We start from the raw sequence: 26981 nt of genomic DNA on the forward strand, positions 1-26981 counted from the left end.
TCGACGACGTCGTTCAGCTCAAGATCGTTGATCTTCTGAATCAGCCGCTCGCGTTCCGGGCCCTGGCCCACCAGCAGCAGCTTGATCTTTTTATCCCGCAGCAGCTCTCCGGCCTCCACGTAGCTGTCCAGCGCGTTGGCAACGCCGTGCGCGCCGGTATAGCCGATCAGGAAATAGCCCTCTTCGTGGTATTGGCTGAGTTTTTCCGCGTACACCGGTGTTCTGGCTTCGGCGGTTTCCCAGTCCTCTTTCACGATCCCGTTCGGGATACACACGAATTTTTCCGGCTTCATGCCGTGTTGGATCATATGCTCCTGCGCGTTCGGCAGAATGGAGACAATGGTGTCGCAGTGCTTGTAGCAGTAGTTTTCCGCCGCCTGCATCAGCATGATATACGGGTGGTATTTGGGGATTCCGCCCAGCTCCATCGGGCTGAGCGGCCACAGGTCGTGCACCTCATAGATCAGCTTTGCGCCGTGCTTATCCGCCATTTTGCGCAGCGGATAAATCTCGAGCGGATAGGTGGAGGACGCGATCACAGCGTCGGGCCGGCCGGTTTCTGTAATGGCGCTTTCAAAGTTCGAAAGCCCCCGGATGAACGACAGCATATTTTTGATGCGTCCCATCCCGTTGCCGTGGTATTCGGGCCCGGCGATCCAGAAATAACGGATGCCGTCGATCATTTCCACCCAGTACGGGCGCCCTTTGGGGTCGGGATTATCGCCGCGCAGATGTGAAAAGGAGGACAAAACGATCGTGACCTGATGTCCCTGCCGCGCCCAGCGCTTGGCCATGAAATACGGGCGGTACTCCATGCTCTTGCCGGTGCCGGCATAGTGATTGGACAAAATGATGTTCATGCCGCCGCCCCCCTAGTTGTTTTGTGAAAGCAGTGCCGCCGCGATTTTCTGGCTGGCAGCGCCGTCGCCGAACGGCATCAGCCCGCGTGCCGCGGGGTCCGGAATGGTATGCAGGGCCTTGTCGAGAATATCTTCTGTCTCGAGCTTCGAGAGAATGTTCCAGTTGCCGACCAGGGTTTCGACCCATTCGGTCTCCTGCCGCAGGGTCACGCAGGGAACCTCCATAAACCAGGCTTCTTTTTGCAGTCCGCCTGAATCGGTCAGCACCTGCTTTGCGCCGCTGGTTAACAGCAGCATTTCAAGGTAGCCCACCGGGTCAATCAGGCGGATGTTGCGAAAGCCCTCTTTCGAGATGGCCTCTTCCGCCAGAGAGCGGGTGCGGGGGTGGATCGGCAGAACCACGGGTTCGGGCAGCTGCTCAAACGCGCGGAAGATGCGCACAACGGCAGGCAGACCGCCGTCGGTGGTCTCTGCCCGGTGGAGCGTTGCCAGCCGGTAGCCCTTCGGGGCAATGCAAAGCTGTTCATAAATTGCTGTTTTTTCCGGGTTGGCCTTGGCCAGCTTCAGAAAATGCAGCACAGAATCGAGCATCACGTCGCCGGTAATGGAAACGCCCGCCTCAATTCCCTCTTTTTTCAGATTGTCCTCCGCTGTCTGCGTGGGGCAGAACAGCCAGGTAGAAATGTGGTCGGTCAGCACGCGGTTTTGTTCCTCGGGCATGCGGCGGTTATACGAGCGCAGGCCCGCCTCCACGTGCGCCACGGGGATGTGCAGCTTCGAGGCCGCGAGCGCCCCGGCCAGCGTGGAGTTCGTGTCGCCGTAGACGAGCAGGATATCCGGACGCTCGCTGAGCAGCACCTCTTCAATGCGCATCAGCATTTCACCGGTCTGTTTGCCGTGTGTGCCGGAGCCAACCCCCAGGTTATACTTGGGGCGGGGGATAGAAAGCTCCTCAAAAAACACGTCGGACATATTGTGGTCGTAGTGCTGCCCGGTGTGTACGATGATCTCGTCGCACGCGGGCGCCAGCGCGGCAGATACCACAGAGGCTTTGATGAACTGCGGTCTTGCGCCGACAATCGTTACGATCTTCACTGGGCGGCCTCCTCTGAATGATAGCGCACGTCGCTGTCGTCCATATCCAGGGTAGAGAATTCCAGATCGTCAAAGCGAACGGCCTGGCCGGTTTTCTGGGATTTGTACGCCGCAAGGATGATCTTAAGCGCCTTGATGCCCTCGGTTCCGCTTACGAGCGGCTGCGTGCCGGTCTGAATCGCGCGGATATAATCCGCGTACAGCGAGTTGTGGCCGTGGCCATATACGTCGGTCGGGTCAGTGCCGGCCAAAGCCGCCACGCGTTCATCCTGTTCGGCGGGCTGAGAGAAATTCCAGGTCTCTACGCGGTTGACCGCAAGGCCGCCGATGACGGCAGCACCGGTCTCGCCGAAGATAGAGAGGGTCTCTTCCAGATTCTTGGGGTATACGCACGCGGTACCCTCTACCATGCCGATGGCGCCGTTCTTGAAGCGAATGAGAATGGCGCCGAAATCCTCGGCCGCTATGTCGCGCAGGTAGTTGCCGGTCATCGCCATGATGGTTTCCGGCTCGCCGCCAAGGTTCCACTGCAGCAGGTCGATGTTGTGGATGCACTGGTTCATCAGTGTGCCGCCGTCCTGCTCCCAGGTTCCGCGCCAGGGAGCCTGCTCGTAGTAAGGCATGGAGCGGTTCCACAGAATGCGGGCGGTGCCGTTTACCAGCTTGCCGAAGCGGTTGTCCTCAATCGCGCGGTGCAGCTCCTGAATCGGGGCGTTAAAGCGGTTCTGGTGGCAGACGCCCAGCTTCAAACCGCGGGAATTTGCCTCCTGAATCATCAGCTGCGCGTCGTGAGTAGAAAGCGCCATGGGTTTTTCCACCAGAACGTGCTTGCCGCGGCGCAGGCAATCGAGCGCGATTTCGGCGTGGTAGCCGCTTTCGGTCGCGATGGAGCAGCAGTCGATTTCAAGCTCCTCCAGCGCTTTTTTGTAGTCGGTGTATACAGCGGGGCGCTTGCCGGTTTTTTCCTGCAGGCTGGCCGCCTTCTCTTCCGCCCGCTCTTCGATCAGGTCGCAGACGGCGACGAGTTCCATCAGTCCGGCGTTTTCCGCAGCGGCGGCAACGTGGTTTTTCGAGATTCTTCCGCAGCCGATCAGTAGGAAATTCAGTTTTTTCATTTCGTTCCCATCCTTCATCTTGCATCCATCATTTTGGTTTTTCACGCAGGAAGGAGCGCTGGCCCGGCCGGCGCTCCTGTACTTGCTTCGTCAAATCACATTACAGAAGCTCAATATTGCTTCTGTCCGCTACATCTTTCATCGCGTTTCTCGTATCGAAAATCGCCTTCGAGAGGGACTGAATTCTGTTGTAGTCAAAGCACTCGTGCGCGGTGCAGATGATGACGATATCGGCATTTTTCAACTCGTCGTCGGTCAGAGCGGTCAGGCCCTTATGCACGTTGCCCTTGTGCTTGTATTCCGGAATATAGGGGTCAAAGAAGACGGCGTCCGCTCCCTGCTCCAGCAGGTGATCGATCACGTTCAGCGCGGGGGACTCGCGGTAGTCGTCGATGTCGTTTTTGTAGGCAACACCCAGTATCAGCACACGCGCGCCGTTCATCGCGGTCTTGTTGCGGTTGAGCACCTTCATCGCGCGGTCTACCACGTATTCGGGCATCGCGGTGTTGATCTCGCCGGAGGTTTCGATCAGCCGGGTGTGGTAATCATACTCGCGGGCCTTCCAGGTCAGGTAGAAGGGGTCGAGCGGAATGCAGTGACCGCCGAGGCCCGGGCCGGGATAAAACGCCTGGAAGCCGTAGGGCTTCGTTTTCGCGGCGTCGATGACGTCCCATACGTTGATGCCCATGCGGTTGCAGATGATCGCCATTTCGTTGGCAAGACCGATGTTGATGTTGCGATAGGTGTTCTCAAGCAGCTTTTCCATTTCCGCCACGGCGGGGGAAGCCACCTCGTATACGCCGCCCTCGAGCACGTTGCGGTATAAAGCCGCGGCGACCTCGGTGCTGTCTTTGCCTACGCCGCCCACGACCTTGGGGGTGTTCTTGGTTTTATACTGCTTGTTGCCGGGATCGACACGTTCGGGGGAGAACGCGAGGAAGAAATCCTCGCCGCAGACAAGACCGCTTTCCTCCAAAATGGGCTTCAAAAGCTCCTCTGTGGTGCCGGGGTATGTGGTGGATTCGAGAATCACCAGCATGCCGGCGTGCAGATATTTCGCAACAGACTCCGTGGAGCCTTTCACATAGCTGATGTCGGGCTGCTGGTATTTGTCCAGCGGAGTGGGCACGCAGATGGCAACGCAGTCTACGCTGCTGATAAAGGAGAAATCGCTGGTGGCGGAAAGCCTGCCGCTTTTTACCACATCCTCCAGGGCGCTGTCCACCACGTCGCCAATGTAATTGTGCGCGCGGTTGACCTGCTCCACCTTCTGCTCCTGAACGTCGAAGCCGATGGTTTTGTAGCCGGCCTTGGCGATTTCCACAGCCAGGGGCAGACCGACATAGCCCAGCCCGATAATGCCTACTGTGGCGGTTTTGCCTTCTATTTTGGAAAGAAGCTCCGTCTTGCGATTTGACATAGTTTGTTACCTACCTTTTTGTTTGCATTTCTTTCACTTTATAGTAACCAGGCGGAACACTCCGCCGAAGCGTACCAGAGTACGGCGGAGTTATTCCGCCAGACCGTTCAGCGCCTCCGCCACATAGGTGACGATCTCGGGGGTGATGTAGCCGTGCATGGGCAGGCTGAACACCCGCTTGCTCAGGCTTTCGCTGACCGGGAAATCACCCTCCTTGTAGCCAAGATCCTTGTAAACCTCCTGCAGGTGCAGGGGCTTCGGATAATACACCATGGTGGGAATGCCTTTTCCTTCCAGACCCTTCATCAGGCGGTCGCGCTCCTCGGAGGACTTGGCCTTAAGGGTATAGTACCCAAAACTGGACTCGAGCTTTTCCGGGGTAACGGGAACGTCGAATTTGTCTTTCAGCAGGGAATTGTACAGTGCTGCCGCTTTGCCGCGGGTCTCGTTTTCTTGATCAAAAGCGTGCAGCTTCGGCAGCAGAATCGCGGCCTGAATGGTGTCGAGTCGGGCGTTAAGGCCGACGCGAACGTTATCGTATTTAAAGTCTCCCTTTCCGTGTACGCGGATGGAAACGAGCAGGTCATACAGCTCTTTATCGTCGGTGAAGATCGCGCCGCCGTCGCCGTAGCAGCCAAGGGCCTTTGCCGGGAAGAAGCTGGTGGCCGAAGCGTCGCCGAACGAGCAGGCCTTGCGGCCGTTGTTGACTCCGCCGAAGCCCTGAGCGGCGTCCTCCATCATGAGCAGCCCGAATTCGCGGCAGATGGGCAAAATCTCGTCGTAGTCGGCGGTCTGTCCGAACAGGTCGACCGGAATCACGGCCTTCGGATTCAGCTTGCCCTCCGCTTTGACGCGCTCGATCTGCTTGCGCAGGGAGGCGGGATCCAGGTTGAAGGTGTCTTCCTTCACATCGCAGAACACGGGGGTAGCACCCACAAGGCTCGCTACTTCGGCGGTTGCCATAAAGGTAAAGGCCGGTACGAACACCGCGTCGCCGGGGCCTACACCCCAGGCCATCAGCGGCATTTGCAGCGCGTCGGTTCCATTCGAGACGGAAACGCAGTATTTGCGGCCTACATACTTGCAGAGCTCCTGCTCCAATTCTTCTACCTGCGGGCCGGAAATAAAGTGGCATTCCTCCAGAACCTTGGCGATTCCCGCGTCGATTTCCGGTTTGAGGTTACGGTACTGGGCCGACAAATCGTTGAATTCAATTTTCTGCATGATTTTTTTCCTCCTTCAGGCCTTCCGGCGTCTGTGTGTACTGCCTGCCGCATTTGTGGCAGTGCAGGGCTTCATCCAGCGTTTCGCCGCATTCGCAGGCCCAGCCGCGCTGGTGCGCGGGGCTTCCCATCATAATAGCGTGCGCGGGTACGTCTTTCGTCACCACGCTGCCTGCGGCAATAAACGCATGTGCACCGATGCTGTGCCCGCACACGATCGTCGCGTTGGCGCCGATGCTGGCGCCCTCACCCACCGGAGTACGGACATAAAACTCAGAGCCCCGCTGGGGATATTTGCAGCGGGGACGCGGTACATTGGTAAACACCATGGAGGGACCGCAGAACACGTAATCGCCGAGTTCCACGCCCTCATAGATGGAAACGTTATTTTGAATTTTGCAGTGATCGCCGATGGTTACACCCGGCGCCACAAAGACATTCTGCCCCAGAGTGCAGCCCTTGCCGATCCGGCAGCCGGAGGAGATATGGCTGAAATGCCAAACCCTGCTTCCCTCGCCGATCTGACAGCCGTCATCTGCGAAAGCGCTTTCGTGTACATAAAAATTTTTCTCGCTCACTGTGAGTAACCGCCATTCTTCGGCAGCAAAATAGGAATAGACCGGTTTTGTTCCGCGCACCGCTGCCGAATCTGGCGCACGGTATCAGTTCCACTGATCTCCGGCATCATATTGGTTTATTCTATCATAGCTCTTGAAATCAGCCTTCTGAAACGCATTGCAGGTGTTGCAGCCATTCGGCCGATGATTCCATGTTCCCTCAGGCGGGGGAAGCTTTGCTTTTGCTTACGCCGCAAGATTTCTGATATCAGAAACCATCCGACCAGCGAACGAAAAATCCGCCCGGATAGCCAAAACTACCAGGCTGATGATCCCGTTCTCTCTTACGCATTGAAAGCTTTGCTTTTGTGAATGCCTTGATATGATATCATGAATCAAAAGCCGGTTTGCAAAGAACGCCCCTGCAATCGGAATCATCCAGCTGATGATTCAATACTGTCTCAGGCACACAATGCCTTACTCCGGTTTATTATATCGCTATTATTTACCAGAGTCAATCGTTTCAATCCGCAATCCGCCGATTCGTATTGACAAGAATTTCCGATCGTATTATCATAAACAGTACTTTCGTACATCAGTATGCCGCATACCGGATGTTTTGCGTAATTCAATCCTGCTCGGCCGATCCGGTCAGTGCCAAAAGCAGGGGAAAGGGATAGTTATGAGCAAGTTTGTTAGCCGCGACACGTTTATTCCCTATAATGTTCCCGACATTACAGAAGCCGAAATTGATGAAGTGGTTGCCACGCTGAAATCCGGCTGGCTTGCCAAAGGCCCCCGCACCATGCAGTTTGAAAAGCAGTTTGCCGAGTATCTGGGCGCAAAATATGCCGTTGCAATGAACTCCTGTACGGCCGCTTTGCATATGGCGCTGGCGGCGCAGGGCATTGGCCCGGGGGATGAGGTCATCACCACCCCGATGACCTATGTGGCCTCTGCGAATACGGTCGTTCACCTGGGTGCGACTCCTGTTCTGGCGGATATCGATTACCGCACAACCTGTATCGACCCGGACGAAATCGAAAAGAAGATCACGCCGAGAACAAAGGCGATTGTACCCGTCCATTACAGCGGCCAGGTATGCGATCTTGACCGCATCTATGAAATTGCGGACAAGCACAATCTGTTCGTTTCCGAAGATGCCGCTCACGCGCTCTGGAGCCGCTACAAGGGCAGGCTGATCGGCAATTCCCTGCAGGGAGCCGCGTCTTACAGCTTTTATGCCACGAAGAACCTGTGCACCGGCGACGGCGGCATGCTGGTTACCGACGACGAGGAAACTGCGGTCAAGGCCCGCATGCTCTCAAACAGCGGCATGAGCCAGAACGCCTGGAACCGTTATGCAAAGGGCGGCACGTGGAAATACGACATCGCTGAATTCGGTTATAAAAATAATATGTTCGACATTCAGGCCGCTTTGGGTCTGGTTCAGCTTCGCCGTCTGGAGGAAATGCAGGAGGCCCGCCTGAAAATCGCTGCCCGTTTCCAGGAGGCGTTCGGTGCGATGGATGCGATCGAGGAGCCGTTTGTTCCCGAGTACACCACCCACTGCTGGCACCTGTATGTGATCCGCATTGTGCCTGAGGTGCTCACGATCGACCGCGATCAGTTTATCACGGAGCTGAACGAGCGCAATGTCGGCACCAGCGTACACTTTATTCCGGTGCACAACATGTCGGCGTATACCAAGCGCTTCGGCTATAAACCCGAGGATTTCCCGGAGACGCAGAAGCATTTTGAGCGCTGCATTTCTCTGCCGCTGTATCCCGGCCTGACGGATGAGCAGGTGCAGTATATCATCGACGCAGTGGCGGATATCGCTGCGAAGTACCACAAATAAGCATTTTAAGGCAGGATTCTGCCGGCGAACGATACAATAGAATCAAACCCCAAAAGGGAGAGGAACCAGAAATGGCTTCTCTCCCTTTTTGCGTTAGTTTTAACACAGTTAACAGAATTCTTATGTTCTTAAAAGCAAATAAAACGCGCCAGAAAATTTGACAAGAGAGCAACTATCCGTTATGACAAAAAATTTCCGGTATCCGGCTGGAATATTTGGTACCCTTTTTGGGATGATTTAATCCCGTTTTAACCCGCGCAGAAATGAAAGCGTTTTTCAACAAGAATGCTTCCTTTTCTTCCCTGTATTTCCTCGATTTTCCGGTTTTTGCCGCACGGGCCCCGCATCGGTTGATTCCTTTTCAGGAATCCGGTACGATGAAGCCGTAAGTTCGGTTTGGCCCTGGGGCCGGTCGGAAAAGGGAGGAAAAGATGCAGAAATTATCGCAGCTGTTTCAAAAAATCAAAGCGCTGATTTTTCAAAAAACAAACCCCAATAACCGTTTTGACGTGCGGAATCTGTTCAGGACCAAGCGGCTGGCCGTGCGTATGCCCTTACAGGCCGTGGCGCTGATTGCGCTGGTGGTGGCGGCGATCATGACGGTGCTGAGCCTGAATCTTTCCGGAATCATGGTAGGCAACACCAAGAAGGACGTCAAATACCTTGCGCAGCAGAACGCCAATCTGGCGGCGGCCTATCTGGACACCATGCAGACCCGTTCCAGCGCGCTGGCGCTCGCGATGTCTGAGATGGGGCAGCTTCACCTGACCAAGGAGCAGCTGCGCCCTTTCCTGAATGATATGCTGACCGGGATTCTGGAGGATGAACGGATTTTTTCCGTTTATGTTGCGTGGGAGCCAGACGTGTATTTTGACAAAACGCCGTACGGGCTTTCGTCCTATGCCTTCCGCAGCGGCAGCGATGTGGCGATGACGGTGAAAAACGATTATGACCAGTATCACGATAAAAGCTATTACGCAACCGTAAAGGAAACGCGCAAGCCTTTTATTACGGAGCCGTATGAGGTAGAGCTTTCCACTGGGATTTCCGCTGGAAAAAAAGCGTGGATCATCAGCATCAGCAACCCGATCCTCGATCCTTCCGGCGTGTTTGTCGGCGTGGCGAACTGCGATGTGCTGCTGGATACGCTGAACCAGATCCCGTTTGATCTGGGCGGCTACCAAACGTCGTACAGCTTTTTGCTGACACGGGAGGGCACCTATATTGCGCACTCCCAAAAAAGTGAGCTGCTCGGCACGCAGTATGGGCAGGCGGACAAGGCCGGGGAAAAAAGCGCCGGCCATGTGCGTGACCTTGCGGCGCAGGGAATGGAAGAATTTTTGTCCGGTACGGATGAATCCACGGGAAAAGATTCCTATCGAATCCAGATTCCGCTCTCCGTAGCCGGCATAGAGCAGCCTCTTTCGAGTGCGTTTGTAGTGCAGACGGGGGAAGCGCTGAGCCAGGCCCGGCAGCTGACGCTGATTATTTTGGGGATCGCATGTATCGGGGTGATCCTGCTCGGGGTTAGTATCGCGTTTCTGCTGCGGCGTGCGCTTGCGCCTCTGCAGAATGTGATGCAGCTTGCGCTGGAAATGAGGAACGGGAACCTGAACGCGGATATTCCGATCAGCGCGCAGGATGAATTCGGCGAGTTGGCGAATACCTTCCGTCAGACCTGCCTTGTGCTGAGTACCTATGTGCAGGAGATTTCCCGCGTTTTGGGGCAGATCAGCGCCGGTGACCTGCGGGTGGAGATTCAGAATGAGTACGCGGGGGATTTTGCTCCCATCCGCCGTGCCCTGCTCGAGATTTCGGAATCCCTGAACCGAACGTTTTACCGCGTGGGCCATTCTGCTGAGCAGGTGGATTCCGGTTCCGCGCAGATTTTCGAGGCCTCTCAGTCGCTCGCGCAGGGGGCGGGGGAGCAGGCCGAGGCGATCGAACGGCTTTCCGCGGCGGTCAGGCAGGTGTCGGCGCAGGCGGAAGAAAACGCGGACGGCGTGCGCAGCGCGGCACAGCACGTTGCGTCGACGGACGAACAGGCCTCCAAGGGGACGGAGCGGATGTCCGAACTGACGGCTGCCATGGGGGAGATCAGCGCTTCTTCGGCGCAAATCAAGCAGATCACCCGCATGATCGAGGAAATCGCGTTCCAGACGAATATTCTGGCGCTGAACGCTTCCATAGAAGCAGCGCACGCGGGAGCGGCCGGCCGGGGCTTTTCCGTTGTGGCGCAGGAGGTTCGCAACCTTGCGGCAAAGTCCGCTGAAGCCGCGCGGGAGGCGGAGGCGCTGATCCAAAAATCCTCCAGCCAGGTGCAAAGGGGCTCTGATATTGCGGGCCAGACGGCGGGAATCTTGAGCGTGATCGAGGAGCAGGCCCGGCAGATGAAGGGGATTATGGATCAGATCGATTCTTCCGCGGCAGAGCAGGCGATTGCCATCGCGCAGATCACCCGCGACCTGGAATCGGTGTCTGTCGGGGTGCAGAGCAGCGCGGCTTCCGCGGAAGAGGGGTCTTCGGCCAGCCAGGCTTTGTCGGGGCAGGCGGCTGCGCTGCACAGGGAGCTTGCCCGGTTCCGTTTTTCCTCTGTGGAGCAGACGCACTGGAAAACAGAAGAAACGTGCCTGCCCTTGATAGACGCGAAAATGCCCGACAATCTCCCTGTACAGGAGATGCCGGGCAAAGAGGAACCGACGGAAGAATACACAGAGGAAAGCGAGATTATTCCCCAAAGTGATGAGCCAAATCTGGAAATAACCTATTCCGATGAGGCAGAAGCCGAAACAGCGGATGCCGAACCCGTAGAAGCGGAGGCTGCATTGGATTGGCAGTCGGAGAATCTAGAAACGGCGGATGAGGAAGCTCTCCCAGAAAAACCGGAGACGGAAGAACCGGAGACAGAAGAGGCTTCTTAACCGCTTTCACAGCACCGTTAAAAACCGGCAGGCAGAAAAAGCGCCGCTTTCCGCCTGCGGATGGTTCAGGCAAGCAGGCTGCGGCGCAGAGCTCTCGTTTTGATCAAAATCTTTTGAAAACTGCCCCACCAGCATGCGGGACGGCAAAGTGTCCATATTCTGTCTGGCCTGTGCGCGCAGCTGATACGCGGCAAAAAAGCACAGCACAGAAATGACGGCCAGCACAACCGCCAGCACACCGAGCAATGTCTCTGTCCTTTTCTTTTGCGGCATGACACCATTCCCTCCGGCGGGAGAAATCCCGCAATGGATATGGATCAAGTGTTGCCGGAATCTGTAAAATCATTCAGCAGGGGCCCGGCTTTACCCGGGTCTGACAAAAAACTGGTCAAAATCTGGATGTGCCGCTGTTCATCGAGTATGATGCGGGCGAACAGACGCTGGATCTGGTCGTTTGTGATCTGGCAGATGAGAAGCTTATAATGCGAAATCGCGTCAAGCTCCCCCTCAATGTCTGATTTTAGGATGGCTTCGAGCGTACACTGGTAATCCGGGAACATGCCGCTCCAGTAGTGGTTTGTCACACACGACTGCAAAAACGGCCGGCCTCCCAGATCAAAAATCAGCTTTCCCAAAAGCTGCAGGTGAATTTGCTCCACTTGCGCTATTTTTTGGTAAGCGAGGTATATTTGCGGATATTTTTCCAAATAATAGCGATGTACCAGGTACTGGTTCACGGCAGTCATTTCAGATCCCCGCCCGGCATAGCCGTCGGAAATCAGCGTGGCATACCGGCGGTTCGGACTCTGTACTTCTACCTGCGGATACGGCAGGTTCACCTGATAAGGAAAAAGCGCCGCCTGAAGAACGTCGTCTGGCATGGTGATCCCCTTCCTGCATTTGGTGGCTTCTTGCTGTTACATGGTATGAGAAGAAGAAGGGTTTTAGAGCAGTCTGAAGAATTTTTTCGGGGCAGAATCCAACCCGAAAGCCGCGTATAAAGAAAAGCGGACGTGGAAAACTGTTTGACAAAGCAGTCACTTCATGTTATACTAATCTTGCATTCTAAATGATGTACGAAAATGAGCTCACATCTTGATGTAAGTCATTGTCCGTTAATGATTTATGCAAGATGTAGGCTTTTTCTTTTTTACAGTTTTGGATACAACATTTTTCTAAGGAGGTGCTTTTCTTATGGAGAAAGGTACAGTCAAATGGTTCAACGCAGAAAAGGGTTATGGTTTTATCGCCAACGACAATGGTGGAGATGACGTGTTCGTTCATTTTTCCGCTATCGCCGGTCAGGGATATAAATCACTGAGTGAAGGTCAGAAGGTCACTTTTGAAGTGGAAACCGACGCTCGCAATGGCAAGCTGAAGGCTGCCAATGTTGAGATCGCTCAGTAATTTTTTCTGAAACGAACGAAAAGCCGTCCCGTGTGGGGCGGCTTTTTCTCATGAACCGGGCCTTTTCTTTTCGGAGACGTCGGTTGATGAAATTTCCAAAATAAAACATTTCTCTATTTCCTCTTGATTTATGCTATAATAACCTCACGCCGCAGACAAAAGCAAAGCTTTTGGCGGCTGAGAGAGCATGGAATCATCTGCAGGGTGGTCACGAGAATGTAGAGCAGACGCTTATAAGCTGGTTTGCTGATTGATGATATCGTTATCTTAATCATTGAATGTGATCGGAAAGAAGGCTGACAATGAAGAAAATCGGATGGATTGGTGTGGGCATTATGGGCAAATCCATGGTCCGCAATTTGATGAAGGCGGGCTTTGAACTGCATATTTATGCCCGTACAAAAGCCAAAGTGGAGGATGTTATTCATGAGGGGGCCATCTTTCACGAAACCATACGGGACTGCGTCGAGGGATGCGAGGCGGTTATCACCATGGTGGGGTTTCCCAGGGATGTTGAGGAAGTCTACTTTGCGGAAAACAATATTTTAAGCAGCGCCGGCGTCGGCGCATATCTGATCGATATGACGACTACCAGCCCTGCTTTGGCAAAAAGACTGAGTGAGGCGGGTACCGCAAGGGGGTATCATATAATAGACGCTCCGGTCACCGGCGGTGACCGCGGCGCCCGCAGCGGAACCCTTTCTATTATGGTTGGCGGCGAACAGAAAGATTATGAAGCGTGCTTGCCGCTGTTTCAGGCGATGGGCGAAAACATCCGCTACCACGGGAAGGCCGGATGCGGCCAGCACGCCAAGCTGGCGAATCAAATTATCATTGCGGGTACGCTTTCTGGTATCTGCGAAGCGCTGGCCTATGCGAAGGCACAGGGGCTTGATTTGCAGACGGTGTTTGATTCTGTTTCCACCGGGTCTGCCGCAAGCAGGCAGCTTAGCTCCCTCGCCCCTAAAATGATGGACGGCGATTATGCTCCCGGGTTCTTTTTAAAGCATTTTGTCAAGGATATGAAGCTTGCTTTGGAAGAAGCTGATGCCGTGGGCCTTGACCTTGCTGTTCTGCGGCAGACTCTTTCCAATTCGAAAGAGCTGGAAGATGCCGGATACGGCGATTTGGGCACGCAGGCTTTGATCAAGCATTATGAATAATAAAAAGAGGCAGGACGGCAATCCGTCCTGCCTCTTTTTATTGACTGGAATTGTATATTGCACTGTGATTTTTAAAGCCGGATCACCCAATCTTCTCTGAAATTTCGCTGCGCACGCAGTTTCGAACCAGCTTTGCCCGGTACAGAAAGTCATCCGCCCTGGCAAGGTAGGCGTCCGTATCCACCCCGAATTCTCTGTGATACACCGCCGCCCCAAAGCTTGCGGTCAGCTCGATCCGCTGAGAGTTGTGGTAAACCTCCAGATATTCCACCTGCCGGCGAAGATGCTCCAAATGCGCCAGAGCATCCTCAAGGTCTGTATTCGGCAGGCAGATGACAAACTCATCCCCGCCGAACCGCCCCAGAAAATCGTGCGGGCGCAGATTTGATGAAAGGCACTCCGTGAACCGCTTGAGTACCACATCGCCGCCGATGTGGCCATAGGTGTCGTTGATGTTTTTAAAATAGTCGATATCCGCAATCACAAGGGTCAGCGGCAGGTTTTCCCACCGGGCCCTGTTCATTTCAGCGCTCAGCAGCTCCACAAAGCTTCTGCGGTTGAGTGCCCCGGTCAGAAAATCGTGCATCGCCAGGAACTCGTTTTCCTCCTGGCTTCTGCGCAGGTTGGCCTCAGCCTGCTTGTAGGTTGTCATGTCGCGGATGGAAAGCACGGCGAGCCGCACACCATCCTTGTCCTGAAAAAGTGCGGAGGTGTAGTCGGCAACGAATTTGCTGCCGTCGCCTTTGATAAAGGTCAGCTCCTTTCGGGTTTTTCCCAGTCTTTCGCGCTCCTGTATCGCAAGCGCCAGCTTGGGGTCGCCCAGGTCAACGATCCCGGCTCGTCCCGCGCGGCACAGCTCTTCCTCTGTTCTCAAAAACAGGCGGCAGGCCGCCGGATTGGCCCGGTAGATTTTTCCCCTTGGGCTTGTGATCAGAATCGCGTCCTGACTGTTTTCGAAAATGAGCCGATAATGATCTTCATTGATTTGAAATCCCATCTTGTTTTCCTCCTTCGAATCCTGAAGGCGTTGGCTGGATCTGCATCAGCATTTCGAAAACCGGCGGCGTTTGTTCCGCTTTGGTCCGAAATTCTGATCTGCACGCAGGGTGGGGTTTCCACGCTTTATGCGAGGTTCTGAAACTGCCATTCAGTTTCTTTTACTATGAATATATATCAATCAATTGACGATGTAAAGCGGTGAATCGCATAGAAAGCCCAAATAACAAAAATAAATTTTATTTTTCTTTTTCTGCAATTCTGGATGTTTTTTCTATCCCGGAAAACAGAGGGATCTGGTTCCCCGGTAGGTTTGCAGTAACTGAAACGTACAAGCTCGAAAAATGGGATTTTAAGCGGGATATGGTGTTTTTCGTACCGCTTTGCGCTGATTAAAGCTTCCTGTTTCTGGATATGCTAAGAAACGGGAGGGATTCGGGATGAGCAAGCGCGTTGCAGCGTTTTTTTCCATTTTTATGGTCTGCATGTTTCTGCTTCTGATGAACCTGTATCACATTGCTACGGGCAGTCAGCTTGCCGAAACCGCCGACCGCCAAAGCAGCTACCGTTTGACGGTAGCATCAGGCCGAGGCACCATTTACGATACAAAACTCAATCCGCTTACAGGAACTGAAAAGGGATATACGGCTGTGATCAACCCTACGCCGGAGTCAGCCTCCGCACTGGCGGAGGTTCTTCCCCGCGCGCGGATGGAAGAAGTTTATACGCTTTTGACAAAAGGAAAGCCGTTTCTGCTGGGGCTGCCAAAAGCCGTTTCGGCAGATGGGATCGACACCTTTGAAACGAACCGCCGCTATGGCACGAGCGAACAGATCGCCGCCAATGTGATTGGCTATCTGGATGGGAGCGGCATGGGCGTAGCGGGAATTGAAAAGGCGTATCAGGAATTTTTGTCCAGCGATCCGGGAGAAGTCGCAGTCAGCTACCGGGTGGATGCGGTCAACCGGATTCTGCCGGGAGAGAATAAAGAGGTGACCGATACCTCAAACAAAAATAAAAAGGGTGTCGTGTTGACGCTGGATGCCGAAATTCAGGCGCTGGCGGAGCAGTCGGCAAAAAAATACCTGAAAAAGGGCGCTGTCGTCGTTACAGAGGTGCCGAGCGGGAAAATCCGCGCGATGGTCAGCCTGCCGGATTTTTCGCCGAACGATCTGCAGTCGGCGCTGGATAATCCGGATTCCCCGCTTTTGAACCGCGCGATTTCCGCTTACAGCGTCGGTTCCGTGTTTAAGGTGGTTTCCGCAGCCGCGGCGCTCGAGAGCGGCGTTTCGCCGAGCACTACCTTTACCTGTACCGGGGGAATTGAAGTAGGCGGGGGCGTGTACCACTGCTATAACGGCAAGGCGCACGGCACGCTGGATATGCAGGGCGCGATCGCGCAGTCGTGCAATACCTACTTTGTAAAGCTGATGCAGCAGGTGCCGAACGAGACCTTTCTCAGCATGGCAAAGTCGCTCGGCTTTGGCCAGAGCCTGACCTTAGCGCCGGGCTATGTCTCTGCGGCGGGGAGCCTGCCGGAGAAAGACGAGCTCCTGGTGCCGCGCGCGCTGGCGAATTTTTCGTTTGGGCAGGGCGTTCTGACCGCGACGCCGGTGCAGATTGCCGGGCTGATGAACGCGGTGGCCTCTGGCGGACTATACACGCCGCCCAGCCTTGTGCAGGGGCTGGTGGATGAAAATCTGCAGTATGTAGAGGCGGCGAAACAGGCGGAATCCGTGCGGGTGATGTCGCAGGACACGGCGGCGCAGCTGCGGCAGTTTATGGGCGTGGCGGTAGAGGACGGCACGGCGAAAAAGGGCAAGCCGGTGCTTGGCGGGGCCGGGGTGAAAACGGGAACAGCCCAGACAGGGCAGTTTGAAGGCAGCAAAGAGATCGTGCAGGGCTGGTATACGGGGTTCTTCCCGCTCGAGAGCCCGCGCTACAGCATTGTGGTGCTTTCCGAGAACGCACAGGGAGCCAGCGACGGAGCCCCGGTTTTTCAGGAAATTGCGAACGCTCTGATCTCAAAAACCAATTGACAACGGCTGGAATTCGGGAGTATAATAAAAACGATTTTGATAGAAAAAAGGCGTATATGGGAAAGAAGCTGTTTTCGTGTTTCGCAGCAGAGAGAGGGTTCCGCCGGCACAGTGCCGGTTTGGCTGAAAGACCCTTGCGAGCAGCGGGCAGCAGGCCCCTCCCGCAGCCGCCGGGTGAAGAATCCGGACGTTTCCCGCGTTAAGGGGCTTGAGTGGCGCGGTTTGCGCAATTTGGGTGGTACCACGGGCTTTCTCCGTCCCATTTCGGGCGGTGGAGGTCTGTTTTTTTGTGCTTCCATGGTTTGCCGCGCACCCATTTTAATTGCAGTCAATTCACTTGAAAGGTGACTTTCTTTATGGAAAAACAGGGACTTCTTCCGCCGCCGTGGGCAGAGGGAAAAAGTCAATGGCTGTTTCAAGTGGAATTACGATCAGACAGGAGAGTTAAGAATCATGCAGTGGACAGGATTGAACGAGATTCGCGAAAAGTATCTGTCTTTTTTTGAATCGAAAGGACATTTGCGGCTGAAGAGCTTTTCTTTGGTGCCGAGCGGAGACAACAGCCTTTTGCTGATCAACTCCGGCATGGCGCCCATGAAAAAGTATTTTACGGGTGAGGTGACGCCCCCCAGAAAACGCGTGACCACCTGCCAGAAGTGCATCCGCACGCCCGATATCGAGCGCGTCGGCATTACCGCGCGCCACGGCACCTATTTTGAGATGCTCGGCAATTTCTCGTTCGGCGATTACTTTAAGCACGAGGCCACGGCCTGGGCGTGGGAGTTCTGTACCAAGGTGATGGCCCTGCCCGAGGACCGCGTATGGGTCACGATTTATCAGGACGACGACGAAGCGTTCGAGATCTGGACGAAAGAGGTCGGCGTTTCTCCCGACCGCATCGTGCGCCTTGGCAAAGAGGATAACTTCTGGGAGCACGGCTCCGGCCCCTGCGGCCCCTGCTCCGAGCTGCATTTTGACCGTGGCGAGCAGTACGGCTGCGGTTCGCCCACCTGCGGCCCCGGCTGCGACTGCGACCGCTATGTGGAGTTCTGGAACCTGGTGTTCACTCAGTTCGACAGCGACGGAAAGGGTACCTACACCCCTCTGGATCACCCGAATATCGATACCGGCATGGGTCTTGAGCGCCTGGCCTGTATCATGCAGGGCGTGGACAACCTGTTCCTGGTAGATACCGTGCAGAATATTATGAAACATGTCAGCCGTATCGCAGACATTCATTACGGCGACGATTCCAAGAACGATATTTCCCTGCGCGTGATCACCGATCACATCCGCAGTACCACCTTCATGATCGGCGACGGCGTGATGCCCTCCAACGAGGGCCGTGGCTATGTGCTGCGCCGCCTGCTGCGCCGTGCGGCGCGTCACGGCAAACTGATCGGCATCAACCGCCCGTTCCTGTTTGAAGTAGCGGAGACCGTGATTGCCGAAAACAAAAATGCATACCCCGAGCTGGCGGAAAAGCGCGACATGATCGTGAAGCTGATTCACGTGGAAGAAGAGAGCTTTGCCCGTACGATTGATCAGGGCCTGCAGCTTTTGAATCACCTGATGCAGGGGATGGAAGGAAAGGTGTTCTCCGGCGAGGACGCATTCCGCCTGAACGATACCTACGGCTTCCCGCTCGATTTGACGAAGGAAATCGTCGCGGAGCAGGGCATGACCGTCGATGAGGAAACCTTCCGCCGCCTGATGACCGAGCAGAAGCAGCGCGCCCGCGCGGCCCGCAAGAACGCGGGTGCAGACGCCTGGGCAGGCGGTGCGAACGGCACGGAAGAGCTTCCCGCCACCGCATTTGTAGGGTACGAAACACTGCTGAGCGAGGCCGAGGTGCTGGCCGTGATCAAAGACGGCGAGCGCGTGGATTCTGCCGAGGTGGGCGACGAGGTCACTCTGGTGCTGAGTCAAAGCCCGTTCTATGCCGAAAGCGGCGGACAGGTGGGCGACACCGGCGTGATCACCGCGGAGGACACCGAATTTGCGGTGACCGACACCACAAAGAACCACAGCGGCATTTTTCTGCACCGCGGCAAAATCACCGCCGGACGCATTTCGGAGGGCGATACCGTCACCGCGAAGGTGGATGGCGAGCGCCGTGCGGCGATCATGCGCAATCATACGGCGGCCCACCTGCTGCAGGCGGCGCTGCGCCGTGTGCTGGGTGCTCACGTGGAGCAGGCCGGTCAGCTCGTCAATGACGAGCATGTGCGCTTTGACTTTACGCATTTCTCCGCGATGACGCCGGAGGAGCTGCAGCAGACCGAAGCGCTGGTCAACCAGGCGATCCTTGAGGGGATTTCTGTGGAGTGCCGCGAAATGCCGATCGAGGAAGCAAAGAAGCTCGGCGCAATGGCGCTGTTCGGCGAAAAGTACGGCGATGTTGTCCGCATGGTCAGCGCCGGGGAGTTCTCCCGTGAGCTGTGCGGCGGCACGCATATCGACAATACCGCGAAGCTTGGGCTGTTCCGCATTGTTTCCGAAAGCTCCGTTGCGGCGGGCGTCCGCCGGATTGAGGGTGTTACCGGAACCGGCGTTCTGGCGCTGCTCTCCCGTCAAACAGAGCTGATGCAGGAGACTGCCGCGGCGCTCAAGGTGAACAATGTATCCGATCTGGTGCAGCGTGCAAAGCAGGTCGCGGTTGAGCTCAAGGAAAAAGACCGCGAGATCGAAAGCCTGACCGGAAAGCTCGCGTCCGTTCGCATCAGCGGCATGCTGGCAAGCGCTCAGCCGGTGGGCGGCGTTCGCGTGATGACCGCGGTTCTGCCCGGCACGGGTGCGGATGCGCTTCGCGCCATGTGCGACCAGATCAAGAGCCAGCAGGCGGATGTTGTCGCGATTCTGGCAGGCGTGACCGACGGCAAGGCGACCATCGCCGCGACGGCGGGAACCGAAGCGCAGAAGCTCGGCGTACACGCAGGCAAGCTCGTTGGCCAGGTGGCAAAGCTGGCAGGCGGCAACGGCGGCGGCAAGCCCGACTTGGCGATGGCTGGCGCGAAGGACCCCTCAAAGCTTGAAGAAGCGCTCTCCGCGGCGAATGAAATCATCGCCGCGATGCTCAAATAAGTCGAACCGTTGAGAAATGGCACAGCCGCAGAATGGGTTTCCAATGTTGTTTTCCACGCTGCTGTGTGCTCGCAGGGTAACAATATGCTGCAAAGTTCAGTATGATACGATAAGGAGGCTCCTTCCTTTGCGGTGCCTGCTGTCTGCAATTTTCGGGCGGCCTGTGTATTTCACTCTTTCCAAAGACGGGAAAAATCAACATCTATTTCAAAATAAGATCGCATATGTTTCAATGTTAGGAGGAATTTTTGGTGGATTGTGTATTCTGCAAAATCGCAAATGGCGAAATTCCCAGCAAAAAAGTGTATGAGGACGATAAGATCCTCGTGTTCCACGACCTGGACCCTCAGGCCCCGGTGCATGTTCTCATTATCCCGAAGCAGCATATTTCCTCCACGTGGGAAATCACGAAGGAGAACAGCGGGATCATCGCCTATGTTTTTGAAAAGGCGCCGCAGCTTGCAAAGCAGCTCGGGCTTGACGGCGGCTTCCGCCTGGTCAACAACTGCGGCAACGACGGCGGCCAGACCGTGCAGCATCTGCATTTTCATCTGCTGGGCGGCCGGTTTATGGCGTGGCCTCCGGGCTGATTCGCATCCCTTTGAATTTATCAGAAGAAAGGTCTGTATCTAGAATTATGGCAGAAACATATCAAATGACAATCGCCGGGTGCGAGAGACAGCTCCCCATTTGCCCGATCGACGAGCATCTCGACATCGCGGGTTTCGTGATGTTCGGCGATGTCGAGATCACCGAGCGTGCGGCAGAAGAGCTGCTGGCCCGCTGCCCCGAGCACGATGTGGTCATCACGGCAGAGACAAAGGGAATCCCCCTGTGCTACGAAATGGCGCGCAGAGGCTGCCGCCGCTATGTGGTGGCGCGCAAAAGCGTAAAGGCGTATATGCGCAACTGCATCCACGTCGAGGTGAAATCCATCACGACAGATCACGTGCAGGACTTGTATCTTTCGGAGGACGATTATAAAGACCTTGCCGGAAAGCGCATTCTGATCGTCGACGACGTGATCAGCACCGGCGAATCTTTGGCCGCGATCGAGAAGCTGGTTCATGAATTCGGCGGCAACGTGGTAGGCCGCGCCTGTGTTCTGGCCGAGGGCGACGCCGCAAAGCGCGACGATATTATCTTCCTCGAGCCGCTTCCCCTGTTCTTGAAGTAATCCAAAAAGCGTATCGGGAGGGGTTTTCATGCGTCCCTTCGCACTCATCGGCTTTAGCTACCTGCTGGCCCAAACGGCGGCGGTGTATTTGGGTGCGGCGGGCGCCCTTCTAATGGGCTGCACGTGCACGCTGGTCTTCTGTGTGCTGGCATGTGTGCGGAAAACCCGATCCCTTCATACCGTTCAGATGGCGCTGCTCTCGGCAGCGGCGGCGTTCGGCTTGTTTTACGCGTATGCTCAGGCAGTGGTGCTGCCCGCTCAGCAGATGAACGGGCGCGACGCTGTACTGACGGGTACGGTCTGCGAGCTGCCCGTCAGCGCCTATGGACGGTATTATTATGTCATCCGGGTGCAGAGCATTTTCGCAGACGGTGCGCCGTATGTGGAAAAAATCCGCCTTTCCACCCAGAACGCATTGAACGTAGAGCCCTACGACACCATTGAGGGCAAAGCGCATTTTTATACGCCCAGGGGTGGGGAGGGGTTCGATTCTCCATCCTACTACGCCTCAAAGGGCATCACGCTGTTTGCATACCTGTACGAGTATGAGCCGGTCAAAATCACTCCCGCACAGCACAGGCCGCCGTACTTTGCGGCGCTTTCGCTGCGGCGCAGTATGACCGGCGCGCTGTACCGCCTGCTGCCCGCGCGGCAGGCCGGGCTTTCCGCCGGGGTGCTGCTGGGCGATACCTCCGGCATCGACGAGCAGGTGAAGTCGGATTTTCAGACGACAGGCGTGACGCATATCCTCTCGGTTTCGGGTCTGCATATGACGACCATGGCGCAGTTTTTTCTTCTGCTGCTCGGGCTTCTGCGGCTCCCGCGCAGGGCCGGTGCCGCGGCCGCGATGGCCGGGGTATTCGGCTTTATGGCGGTGACGGGCATTGTACCCTCAGTGCTGCGCAGCGGCATTATGAGCCTGATTTACCTGTTCGGCATCGTGGTGCGCCGCCAGGCGGATTCCCTGAATTCACTGGGAATTGCCGCGCTGCTGATCTGTACGGCAAACCCTTATGCCGCGGCGGATCTGGGGCTGCTTCTGTCCTTTTCCGCCACGCTCGGCATGATTTTATGTGCCGGGCCTCTCAGTACCCGCCTGCGCGCCTTGTATGAAACAGTTCCCGTCGGGCGTGCTCTGCTCGACGGCGTCAATTCCGCCGTGTGCACCACCGTCACGGCCACAGTGTTTACGCTGCCCATTCTGATTTTGTCGTTCGGCACGGTGTCGCTGATTTCGCCGGTGTCGAATGTGCTGCAGATTCTGCCGTCCACACTGCTGATGGTGTGTTCGGCGCTGGGCGCAGGAATCTATGTGGTGGGCCTGCCGTTTCTGGCGATGCCCTTCGCGTTTGGCACGGGAGTGCTTTCGAATTACATGATCGGCTGCGCGCGCCTGCTGGCGCAAATTCCTTATGCGAGCATTTCGGCGTCTTACGGTTTTGTACATTTGTGGCTTGCGGGTTCTCTGCTTCTTGCGGCAATCCTGATCGTCCGGCCTCCGTCCGGTGCAGCAAAGCGGTCGGCGGCGCTGCTCAGCGTGATTCTGCTGCTGTGCGGCGTGTTTTCCTACCAGCTTTCCATGCGGTCGGTCACGCGGGTCGCAGTGCTTCAGGAGGGCGACGGGCTCTGCGTCGTGCTCACCCACCAGGGGCACGGCGCGGTGATCGGCTGCGGCGGATTTACATCGTCTACCGCGCGGAATTACCTGCGCGGACAGGGCGTGCGGCAGCTCGATTATCTGCAAATGGTGGGGGATTCCAAGGAAGAAGCCCTGCTTGCGTCGGAGCTGATTTCGTCTTTTCAACCGAAACAGGTGCTGTTGTGGAAAAACGGGCAGGACAACGAGTTCCTGCAAAAACAGCTGGAAAACGCGGAGCAGGTCTATTATTATGATACCAGAGCACAGACCGAGCTGTGGGACATGGCTCAGATAGAGCAATATGCCGATGGCCTGCAGGGCTATACGGGCATTTCGGTCAATGGCATCACGTTTCTGCTCGCGTCCGCAGAGTGCCGCGCCGATGCCTTGCCTGCGGAGTGGCGGCAGACCGATTTTGTGATTGCCGACGATCTGCCGCGCCGGATGGAAATGCTGTCGCCGTTTGTCACGGTGATGTCGATGTCGGAGGAAACCGCGCAGGCTAGTGTTATTCGGCTCGGCGACGTTGGACTTGTGTCGGCGTCTACCGGGGATGCCGGCCATGTGCTGATCGATACCCGACCGGGAGGAAAGATTGTATTGAGGAGGAACGTCTGATGCCGGAACTTACGGAAGCCCAGTGGAAAAAAGTCGCCGATCGTCTGGAGCTGGACGGCCTGTACTTTCTATATGGGGAAGAAAAATATCTGATTGCAGCCTATCTGAAACGGCTGCTGAAGAAAGCTTCAGAACAGCCCTTTGCGGATTTTAACGTGCAGCGCTTTTCTGGCGACGGCCTTTTGGCCGACAAGGTAGCCGACGCGGCGGAAGCTCTGCCGATGATGGCGGAAAAAAAGTACGTTGTCATTACCGATCTGGATGTGGAAAAGCTGCCCGCGCGCGAGCTAAGTAAGCTGTACGAGCTGGTGGAAAACTTACCCGAAACCACGGTGCTGCTCGTGTTTCAGCTGACGCTTGAGATGGATATGAAAAAATCCGCTGCGTGGAAAAAATGGCTCACTGCGGTCAAAAAGCAGGGCACGGTGGTCGAGGTGCGCCCGCGCGATGGGGCCGAGCTCGAGCGCTTGCTGTGCGCCTACGCGGAAAAACGCGGCTGCGAGCTTTCGCGGCAGGACGCGGCTTTTTTGATCTCTCAGTGCGGCAAAGAGCTGCAAACGCTGTTCCACGAGCTGGACAAGCTCTGCGCCTACATAGGCAAGGGTGCGATCACCCGCGCGGCGATCGACCGCGTTGCGGTGAAAAACTTGGAGACGACAGTGTTCCTGCTCTCGAAAGCGCTGGTGTCTGCGCAGTACGATAAGGCGTATTCTCTGCTCGATCTGCTGTACCAGCAGCGGGAAGAGCCGGTGGCGGTACTGGCGGTGCTGTCGTCGGCCTATGTGGATTTATACCGCGTGCGCGCATGCGTGCAGGGCGGCCACAGCTCCGCGGAGCTTGCAAATTATTTTCCGTATAAGGGAAAGGAATTCCGCCTGAAAAATGCGGAGCGTGACATGAAAGGCCTTTCTTTGGAAAAACTGAGAGAGAGCCTTGAAGTACTGCTGGAAACCGACATCGGGCTGAAAAGCTCGCGTACCGGGGACCGTATTTTAATGGAAAAGCTGATTGCCCGGCTGCTGCTGATTGCCGAGAAGGAGCGAATAACTTGATCAAAATCAAAGAAGCTGTGATCGTGGAGGGAAAGTATGATAAAATCAAGCTTTCTTCGATCATCGACGGCCTGATTATCGAAACGCGCGGCTTTCGCATTTTTAAAGATGAGCGGCAGATGGCGCTGATCCGCCGCATGGCGGAAACGCGCGGCCTGTTGATTCTGACCGACAGCGATTCCGCGGGCTTTCTCATCCGCCACCACCTGATGAGCGCGATCCCCGAAAAGTACATCAAGCATGCCTATATTCCGGATGTTCTGGGCAAAGAACGCCGCAAGGTAAAAGGCTCTAAAGAGGGCAAGCTGGGGGTGGAAGGGGTCTCGAAGCAGCAGATTTTAGAGGCGCTCGATCGCGCGGGCGTTCTTTGTGAAGAGGAATCTGTTTCTCAGTGGGAAGCTCCCGCGGCGGTGCGAAAGATCGAAAAAGCCGATCTGTTCCGCGACGGCCTGACCGGCGGGGAAAACAGCGCGCAGAACCGCAGACTGCTGCTCGAGCACTTGAGTCTGCCGGAGCATCTTGCGACAAACGCGTTGCTGAAAGTGCTCAACAGCATGATGACTTACGAGGAATACGGCGTTCTTGTCGAAAAACTTTTGAAATAAAGCGAATTTTAGTTGACAAGTCTTTCTCCGGAATGATATAATACTGTTCGTCGAGTCGGCTCCGCGCCTGCTCGGTACTATCATTTTGCAGAAATGCGGCTGTGCTGGAACTGGCAGACAGGCACGTTTGAGGGGCGTGTGAGTTATCTCGTATGGGTTCAAGTCCCATTAGCCGCACCAAAGAGGAAAACCCACGTAGTTACCGGATGATTCCGGTGATTGCGCGGGTTTTCTTTTTGCGGTTTTAGATCTGAATTTACGTTCACACGACACTTGTACGACACCTGTACCGTTTTCCTTGTTTTATATCTCTCAACTCTAAATAGTGTGTTTTTATTACTATATCAGTTTTTTCTGCTCTATTGTACTATACTAATTTTGTACTATAATTGTATTACAGGTGTAAGAAAGTGAGGAAAAATTTATGTTGGATCTGTTGCTTACAAGAAGAAGCTGCCGAAAATTTGAAGACAAGGCTGTGGAAGCGGAGAAAAAAGAAAAGCTTCTTCAGGCAGCACAGCTGGGGCCCACCGGGAAGAATACCCGCCCATGGGAGTTTGTAGTGGTCGAAAAGAAAGAGACGCTTCAAAAGCTTGGCGACTGCCGGCAGCCGAATCAGCCGTTTTTACCGAAGACACCCCTGGCGATTGTGGTATTGGGCAATACACAGAAAACCGATACCTGGATAGAAGACGCCTCGATCGCCGCTGTCATTATGCAGCTGGAAGCAGAGAAATTAGGGCTTGGCTCCTGCTGGGTGCAGATTCGGTTAAGAGAATCCAATCAGGGAATGAGCAGTGAAGAGTATGTGCGTAAACTCCTTGGGATTCCGGAGCATATGGCAGTGCTTTCTATTATTGCAGTGGGATATCCGAGTGGGACAATGCCTGCACATCAATTAGACGAAGTGGATCAGGCAAAAATTCATACAGAAACTTATTAAGCACGTCCAAATCAGTAAAAAGTGCTATCAACAATGACGATGTGATTTCACGTGTCCGTTTTGCGACAAATGGAAAAGAAGAAGCGAATCAATTTATCATTGATTCGCTTCTTCTTTTTGTATTACAGCTCTAAACTGGGGATTACCATTTAATATGAATCACCGGCTTGATCAAATCACTGGGTTTCTCGGCCATCAGCTTGAATGCATCCTCAATCTTCTCAAAGCCTTCAAAGGTATGAGTGATCAATAAGGAGGTATCGACTCTGCCGTACTGAATCATCTTGAGCAGTTTTTCAATACGAAGCGCACCGCCGGGGCAGAATCCGCCGCGGATGTCTACATTCTTCATGCCAAGCCCCCACAAATAGGCCGGGAACGCCAAAACGTCGGTGACATCGTAGTAATTGACATTCGATACGGTTCCGCCTGCTTTTACCATGGCGATTGCCTGGGCAAGGCTGTCTTTGTTTCCGCCGGCAATGATGACAGAATCCACATCGCCGTTTGTCAGCGTCACAATTTGCTCCACAATATCGCCTTTTTTGTAGCTGATGATATCGGTAGCTCCATATTTTTTTGCGATTTCAATACAATTGGGCCGCGTTCCTACCGCAAGGATTCTTCCTGCCCCGGCAAGCTTCGCCCCGGCAATTGCCATCAGCCCAACCGGGCCGATTCCAATGACGACAACGGTATCTCCAAAGGTCACTCTTGCGTTTTCGACGCTGTGGAAGCCTGTGGACATCATATCCACTACCATGACCGCCTGGTCTTCCGTCACACCTTCCGGTAAAAATGCCATGTTGGCGTCGGCATGATTCACATGGAAAAACTCTGCAAACGAGCCATCCTTTGTCGTTGTGTATTTGAAGCTATGCAAAGGGCCTGTGTCGTGCTGATGATATCTGCCCTGTGTTCCCGGCTGCATCCAGTCCGGTGTTGTTGTCGCAACAACGACCTTGTCGCCCGGCTTGAAACGCGTTACCAGTTCACCGACCTCGACAATTTCGCCTACCGCCTCATGGCCGAGAATCATGTTGTCCTTGCCCTCGGCTCCTGCGCCGCCATGAGAAGTGTGTACATCTGACGTGCAGGGCGCCAGTGTTGTTGGCCGGACAATTGCGTCCAAAGGACCGCAAACCGGCCTTTCTTTTTCGATCCAGCCGACTTCGTTAATTTTTAAAACACCAAAACCCTTCATCT

Annotated in this window: 22 protein-coding genes and 1 tRNA gene; 13 read left to right on the forward strand and 10 right to left on the reverse strand. The window is 55.2% G+C overall.

Annotation, left to right across the window (positions count from 1 at the left end; all coding sequences use genetic code 11):
* From HMPREF1141_RS04810 to HMPREF1141_RS04835, 6 genes are all read right to left on the reverse strand, one after another.
* Positions 1-860 (reverse strand): glycosyltransferase family 4 protein (locus HMPREF1141_RS04810; RefSeq protein WP_009061682.1); only part of this gene is annotated, 860 nt, incomplete at its 3' end.
* A gap of 12 nt (positions 861-872) precedes the next feature.
* Positions 873-1955, reverse strand: a complete 1083-nt coding sequence (gene wecB, locus HMPREF1141_RS04815) for a UDP-N-acetylglucosamine 2-epimerase (non-hydrolyzing) (protein ID WP_009061748.1) — start codon at positions 1953-1955, stop codon at positions 873-875.
* Positions 1952-3070: a Gfo/Idh/MocA family oxidoreductase gene (locus HMPREF1141_RS04820; protein ID WP_035316574.1), complete on the reverse strand. Its 1119-nt coding sequence runs from the start codon at positions 3068-3070 to the stop codon at positions 1952-1954. The genes wecB and HMPREF1141_RS04820 overlap by 4 nt, the downstream gene beginning before the upstream one ends.
* A gap of 100 nt (positions 3071-3170) precedes the next feature.
* Positions 3171-4490 (reverse strand): nucleotide sugar dehydrogenase, encoded by a 1320-nt coding sequence (locus tag HMPREF1141_RS04825; protein WP_009061699.1) that lies wholly within the window; start codon positions 4488-4490, stop codon positions 3171-3173.
* A gap of 90 nt (positions 4491-4580) precedes the next feature.
* The gene (locus HMPREF1141_RS04830) at positions 4581-5714 is read right to left on the reverse strand and encodes a DegT/DnrJ/EryC1/StrS family aminotransferase (RefSeq protein ID WP_009061655.1); all 1134 of its coding nucleotides are present in this window, start codon (positions 5712-5714) and stop codon (positions 4581-4583) included.
* Positions 5701-6291: an acyltransferase gene (locus tag HMPREF1141_RS04835; protein WP_009061652.1), complete on the reverse strand. Its 591-nt coding sequence runs from the start codon at positions 6289-6291 to the stop codon at positions 5701-5703. Before HMPREF1141_RS04835 ends, HMPREF1141_RS04830 begins: the two co-directional genes overlap by 14 nt.
* 661 nt (positions 6292-6952) lie before the next feature.
* Between HMPREF1141_RS04835 and HMPREF1141_RS04840 the strand changes: the two genes are divergently transcribed.
* The gene (locus HMPREF1141_RS04840) at positions 6953-8131 is read left to right on the forward strand and encodes a DegT/DnrJ/EryC1/StrS family aminotransferase (protein WP_009061637.1); all 1179 of its coding nucleotides are present in this window, start codon (positions 6953-6955) and stop codon (positions 8129-8131) included.
* A 431-nt stretch (positions 8132-8562) separates the two neighbouring features.
* The gene (locus HMPREF1141_RS04845; RefSeq protein ID WP_009061650.1) at positions 8563-11052 is read left to right on the forward strand and encodes a methyl-accepting chemotaxis protein; all 2490 of its coding nucleotides are present in this window, start codon (positions 8563-8565) and stop codon (positions 11050-11052) included.
* Positions 11053-11058: 6 nt separating this feature from the next.
* Here HMPREF1141_RS04845 and HMPREF1141_RS04850 read toward each other — a convergent pair whose 3' ends face one another.
* Together HMPREF1141_RS04850 and HMPREF1141_RS04855 are read right to left on the reverse strand one after the other, a co-directional pair.
* Positions 11059-11325: a hypothetical protein gene (locus HMPREF1141_RS04850; protein WP_009061745.1), complete on the reverse strand. Its 267-nt coding sequence runs from the start codon at positions 11323-11325 to the stop codon at positions 11059-11061.
* A gap of 44 nt (positions 11326-11369) precedes the next feature.
* Positions 11370-11933 (reverse strand): ferritin family protein, encoded by a 564-nt coding sequence (locus HMPREF1141_RS04855; protein WP_009061678.1) that lies wholly within the window; start codon positions 11931-11933, stop codon positions 11370-11372.
* A 313-nt stretch (positions 11934-12246) separates the two neighbouring features.
* On the opposite strand from HMPREF1141_RS04855, the gene HMPREF1141_RS04860 reads away from it, so the two are divergent.
* Together HMPREF1141_RS04860 and HMPREF1141_RS04865 are read left to right on the forward strand one after the other, a co-directional pair.
* On the forward strand, positions 12247-12459 hold the full coding sequence (locus HMPREF1141_RS04860) for a cold-shock protein (protein WP_009061697.1): 213 nt from the start codon (positions 12247-12249) through the stop codon (positions 12457-12459).
* 302 nt (positions 12460-12761) lie between these two features.
* Entirely contained in the window at positions 12762-13622 is an 861-nt protein-coding gene (locus HMPREF1141_RS04865; protein WP_009061798.1) for an NAD(P)-dependent oxidoreductase, read from the forward strand.
* Between the two features lie 82 nt (positions 13623-13704).
* Here HMPREF1141_RS04865 and HMPREF1141_RS04870 read toward each other — a convergent pair whose 3' ends face one another.
* Positions 13705-14619 (reverse strand): sensor domain-containing diguanylate cyclase, encoded by a 915-nt coding sequence (locus tag HMPREF1141_RS04870; protein WP_009061770.1) that lies wholly within the window; start codon positions 14617-14619, stop codon positions 13705-13707.
* Between the two features lie 439 nt (positions 14620-15058).
* On the opposite strand from HMPREF1141_RS04870, the gene HMPREF1141_RS04875 reads away from it, so the two are divergent.
* The 9 genes from HMPREF1141_RS04875 (at position 15059) to HMPREF1141_RS04920 (ending at position 25775) form a co-directional block, all read left to right on the forward strand.
* Entirely contained in the window at positions 15059-16657 is a 1599-nt protein-coding gene (locus tag HMPREF1141_RS04875; RefSeq protein ID WP_009061728.1) for a penicillin-binding protein 2, read from the forward strand.
* 453 nt (positions 16658-17110) lie between these two features.
* Entirely contained in the window at positions 17111-19741 is a 2631-nt protein-coding gene (alaS, locus tag HMPREF1141_RS04885; protein WP_009061660.1) for an alanine--tRNA ligase, read from the forward strand.
* A gap of 248 nt (positions 19742-19989) precedes the next feature.
* The gene (locus HMPREF1141_RS04890; RefSeq protein WP_009061664.1) at positions 19990-20331 is read left to right on the forward strand and encodes a histidine triad nucleotide-binding protein; all 342 of its coding nucleotides are present in this window, start codon (positions 19990-19992) and stop codon (positions 20329-20331) included.
* A gap of 65 nt (positions 20332-20396) precedes the next feature.
* Positions 20397-20918, forward strand: a complete 522-nt coding sequence (locus tag HMPREF1141_RS04895) for a phosphoribosyltransferase family protein (RefSeq protein ID WP_242824559.1) — start codon at positions 20397-20399, stop codon at positions 20916-20918.
* 28 nt (positions 20919-20946) lie between these two features.
* Positions 20947-23175 (forward strand): ComEC/Rec2 family competence protein, encoded by a 2229-nt coding sequence (locus HMPREF1141_RS04900; protein ID WP_009061693.1) that lies wholly within the window; start codon positions 20947-20949, stop codon positions 23173-23175.
* Positions 23175-24227 (forward strand): DNA polymerase III subunit delta, encoded by a 1053-nt coding sequence (gene holA, locus HMPREF1141_RS04905; RefSeq protein WP_009061735.1) that lies wholly within the window; start codon positions 23175-23177, stop codon positions 24225-24227. The genes HMPREF1141_RS04900 and holA overlap by 1 nt, the downstream gene beginning before the upstream one ends.
* The gene (locus tag HMPREF1141_RS04910) at positions 24224-24832 is read left to right on the forward strand and encodes a DUF4093 domain-containing protein (RefSeq protein ID WP_009061712.1); all 609 of its coding nucleotides are present in this window, start codon (positions 24224-24226) and stop codon (positions 24830-24832) included. The genes holA and HMPREF1141_RS04910 overlap by 4 nt, the downstream gene beginning before the upstream one ends.
* A gap of 95 nt (positions 24833-24927) precedes the next feature.
* A tRNA-Leu gene (locus HMPREF1141_RS04915) sits at positions 24928-25012 on the forward strand.
* 244 nt (positions 25013-25256) lie between these two features.
* Positions 25257-25775, forward strand: coding sequence for a nitroreductase family protein (locus tag HMPREF1141_RS04920; RefSeq protein ID WP_009061673.1), 519 nt, complete (start codon positions 25257-25259; stop codon positions 25773-25775).
* A 142-nt stretch (positions 25776-25917) separates the two neighbouring features.
* Here HMPREF1141_RS04920 and HMPREF1141_RS04925 read toward each other — a convergent pair whose 3' ends face one another.
* Positions 25918-26979: an NAD(P)-dependent alcohol dehydrogenase gene (locus tag HMPREF1141_RS04925; protein WP_009061708.1), complete on the reverse strand. Its 1062-nt coding sequence runs from the start codon at positions 26977-26979 to the stop codon at positions 25918-25920.
* Positions 26980-26981: the final 2 nt, after the last annotated feature.

The sequence above is a fragment of the Clostridium sp. MSTE9 genome (genome assembly GCF_000277625.1).
Taxonomy (GTDB): Bacteria; Bacillota; Clostridia; order Oscillospirales; family Acutalibacteraceae; genus Faecalispora; species Faecalispora jeddahensis.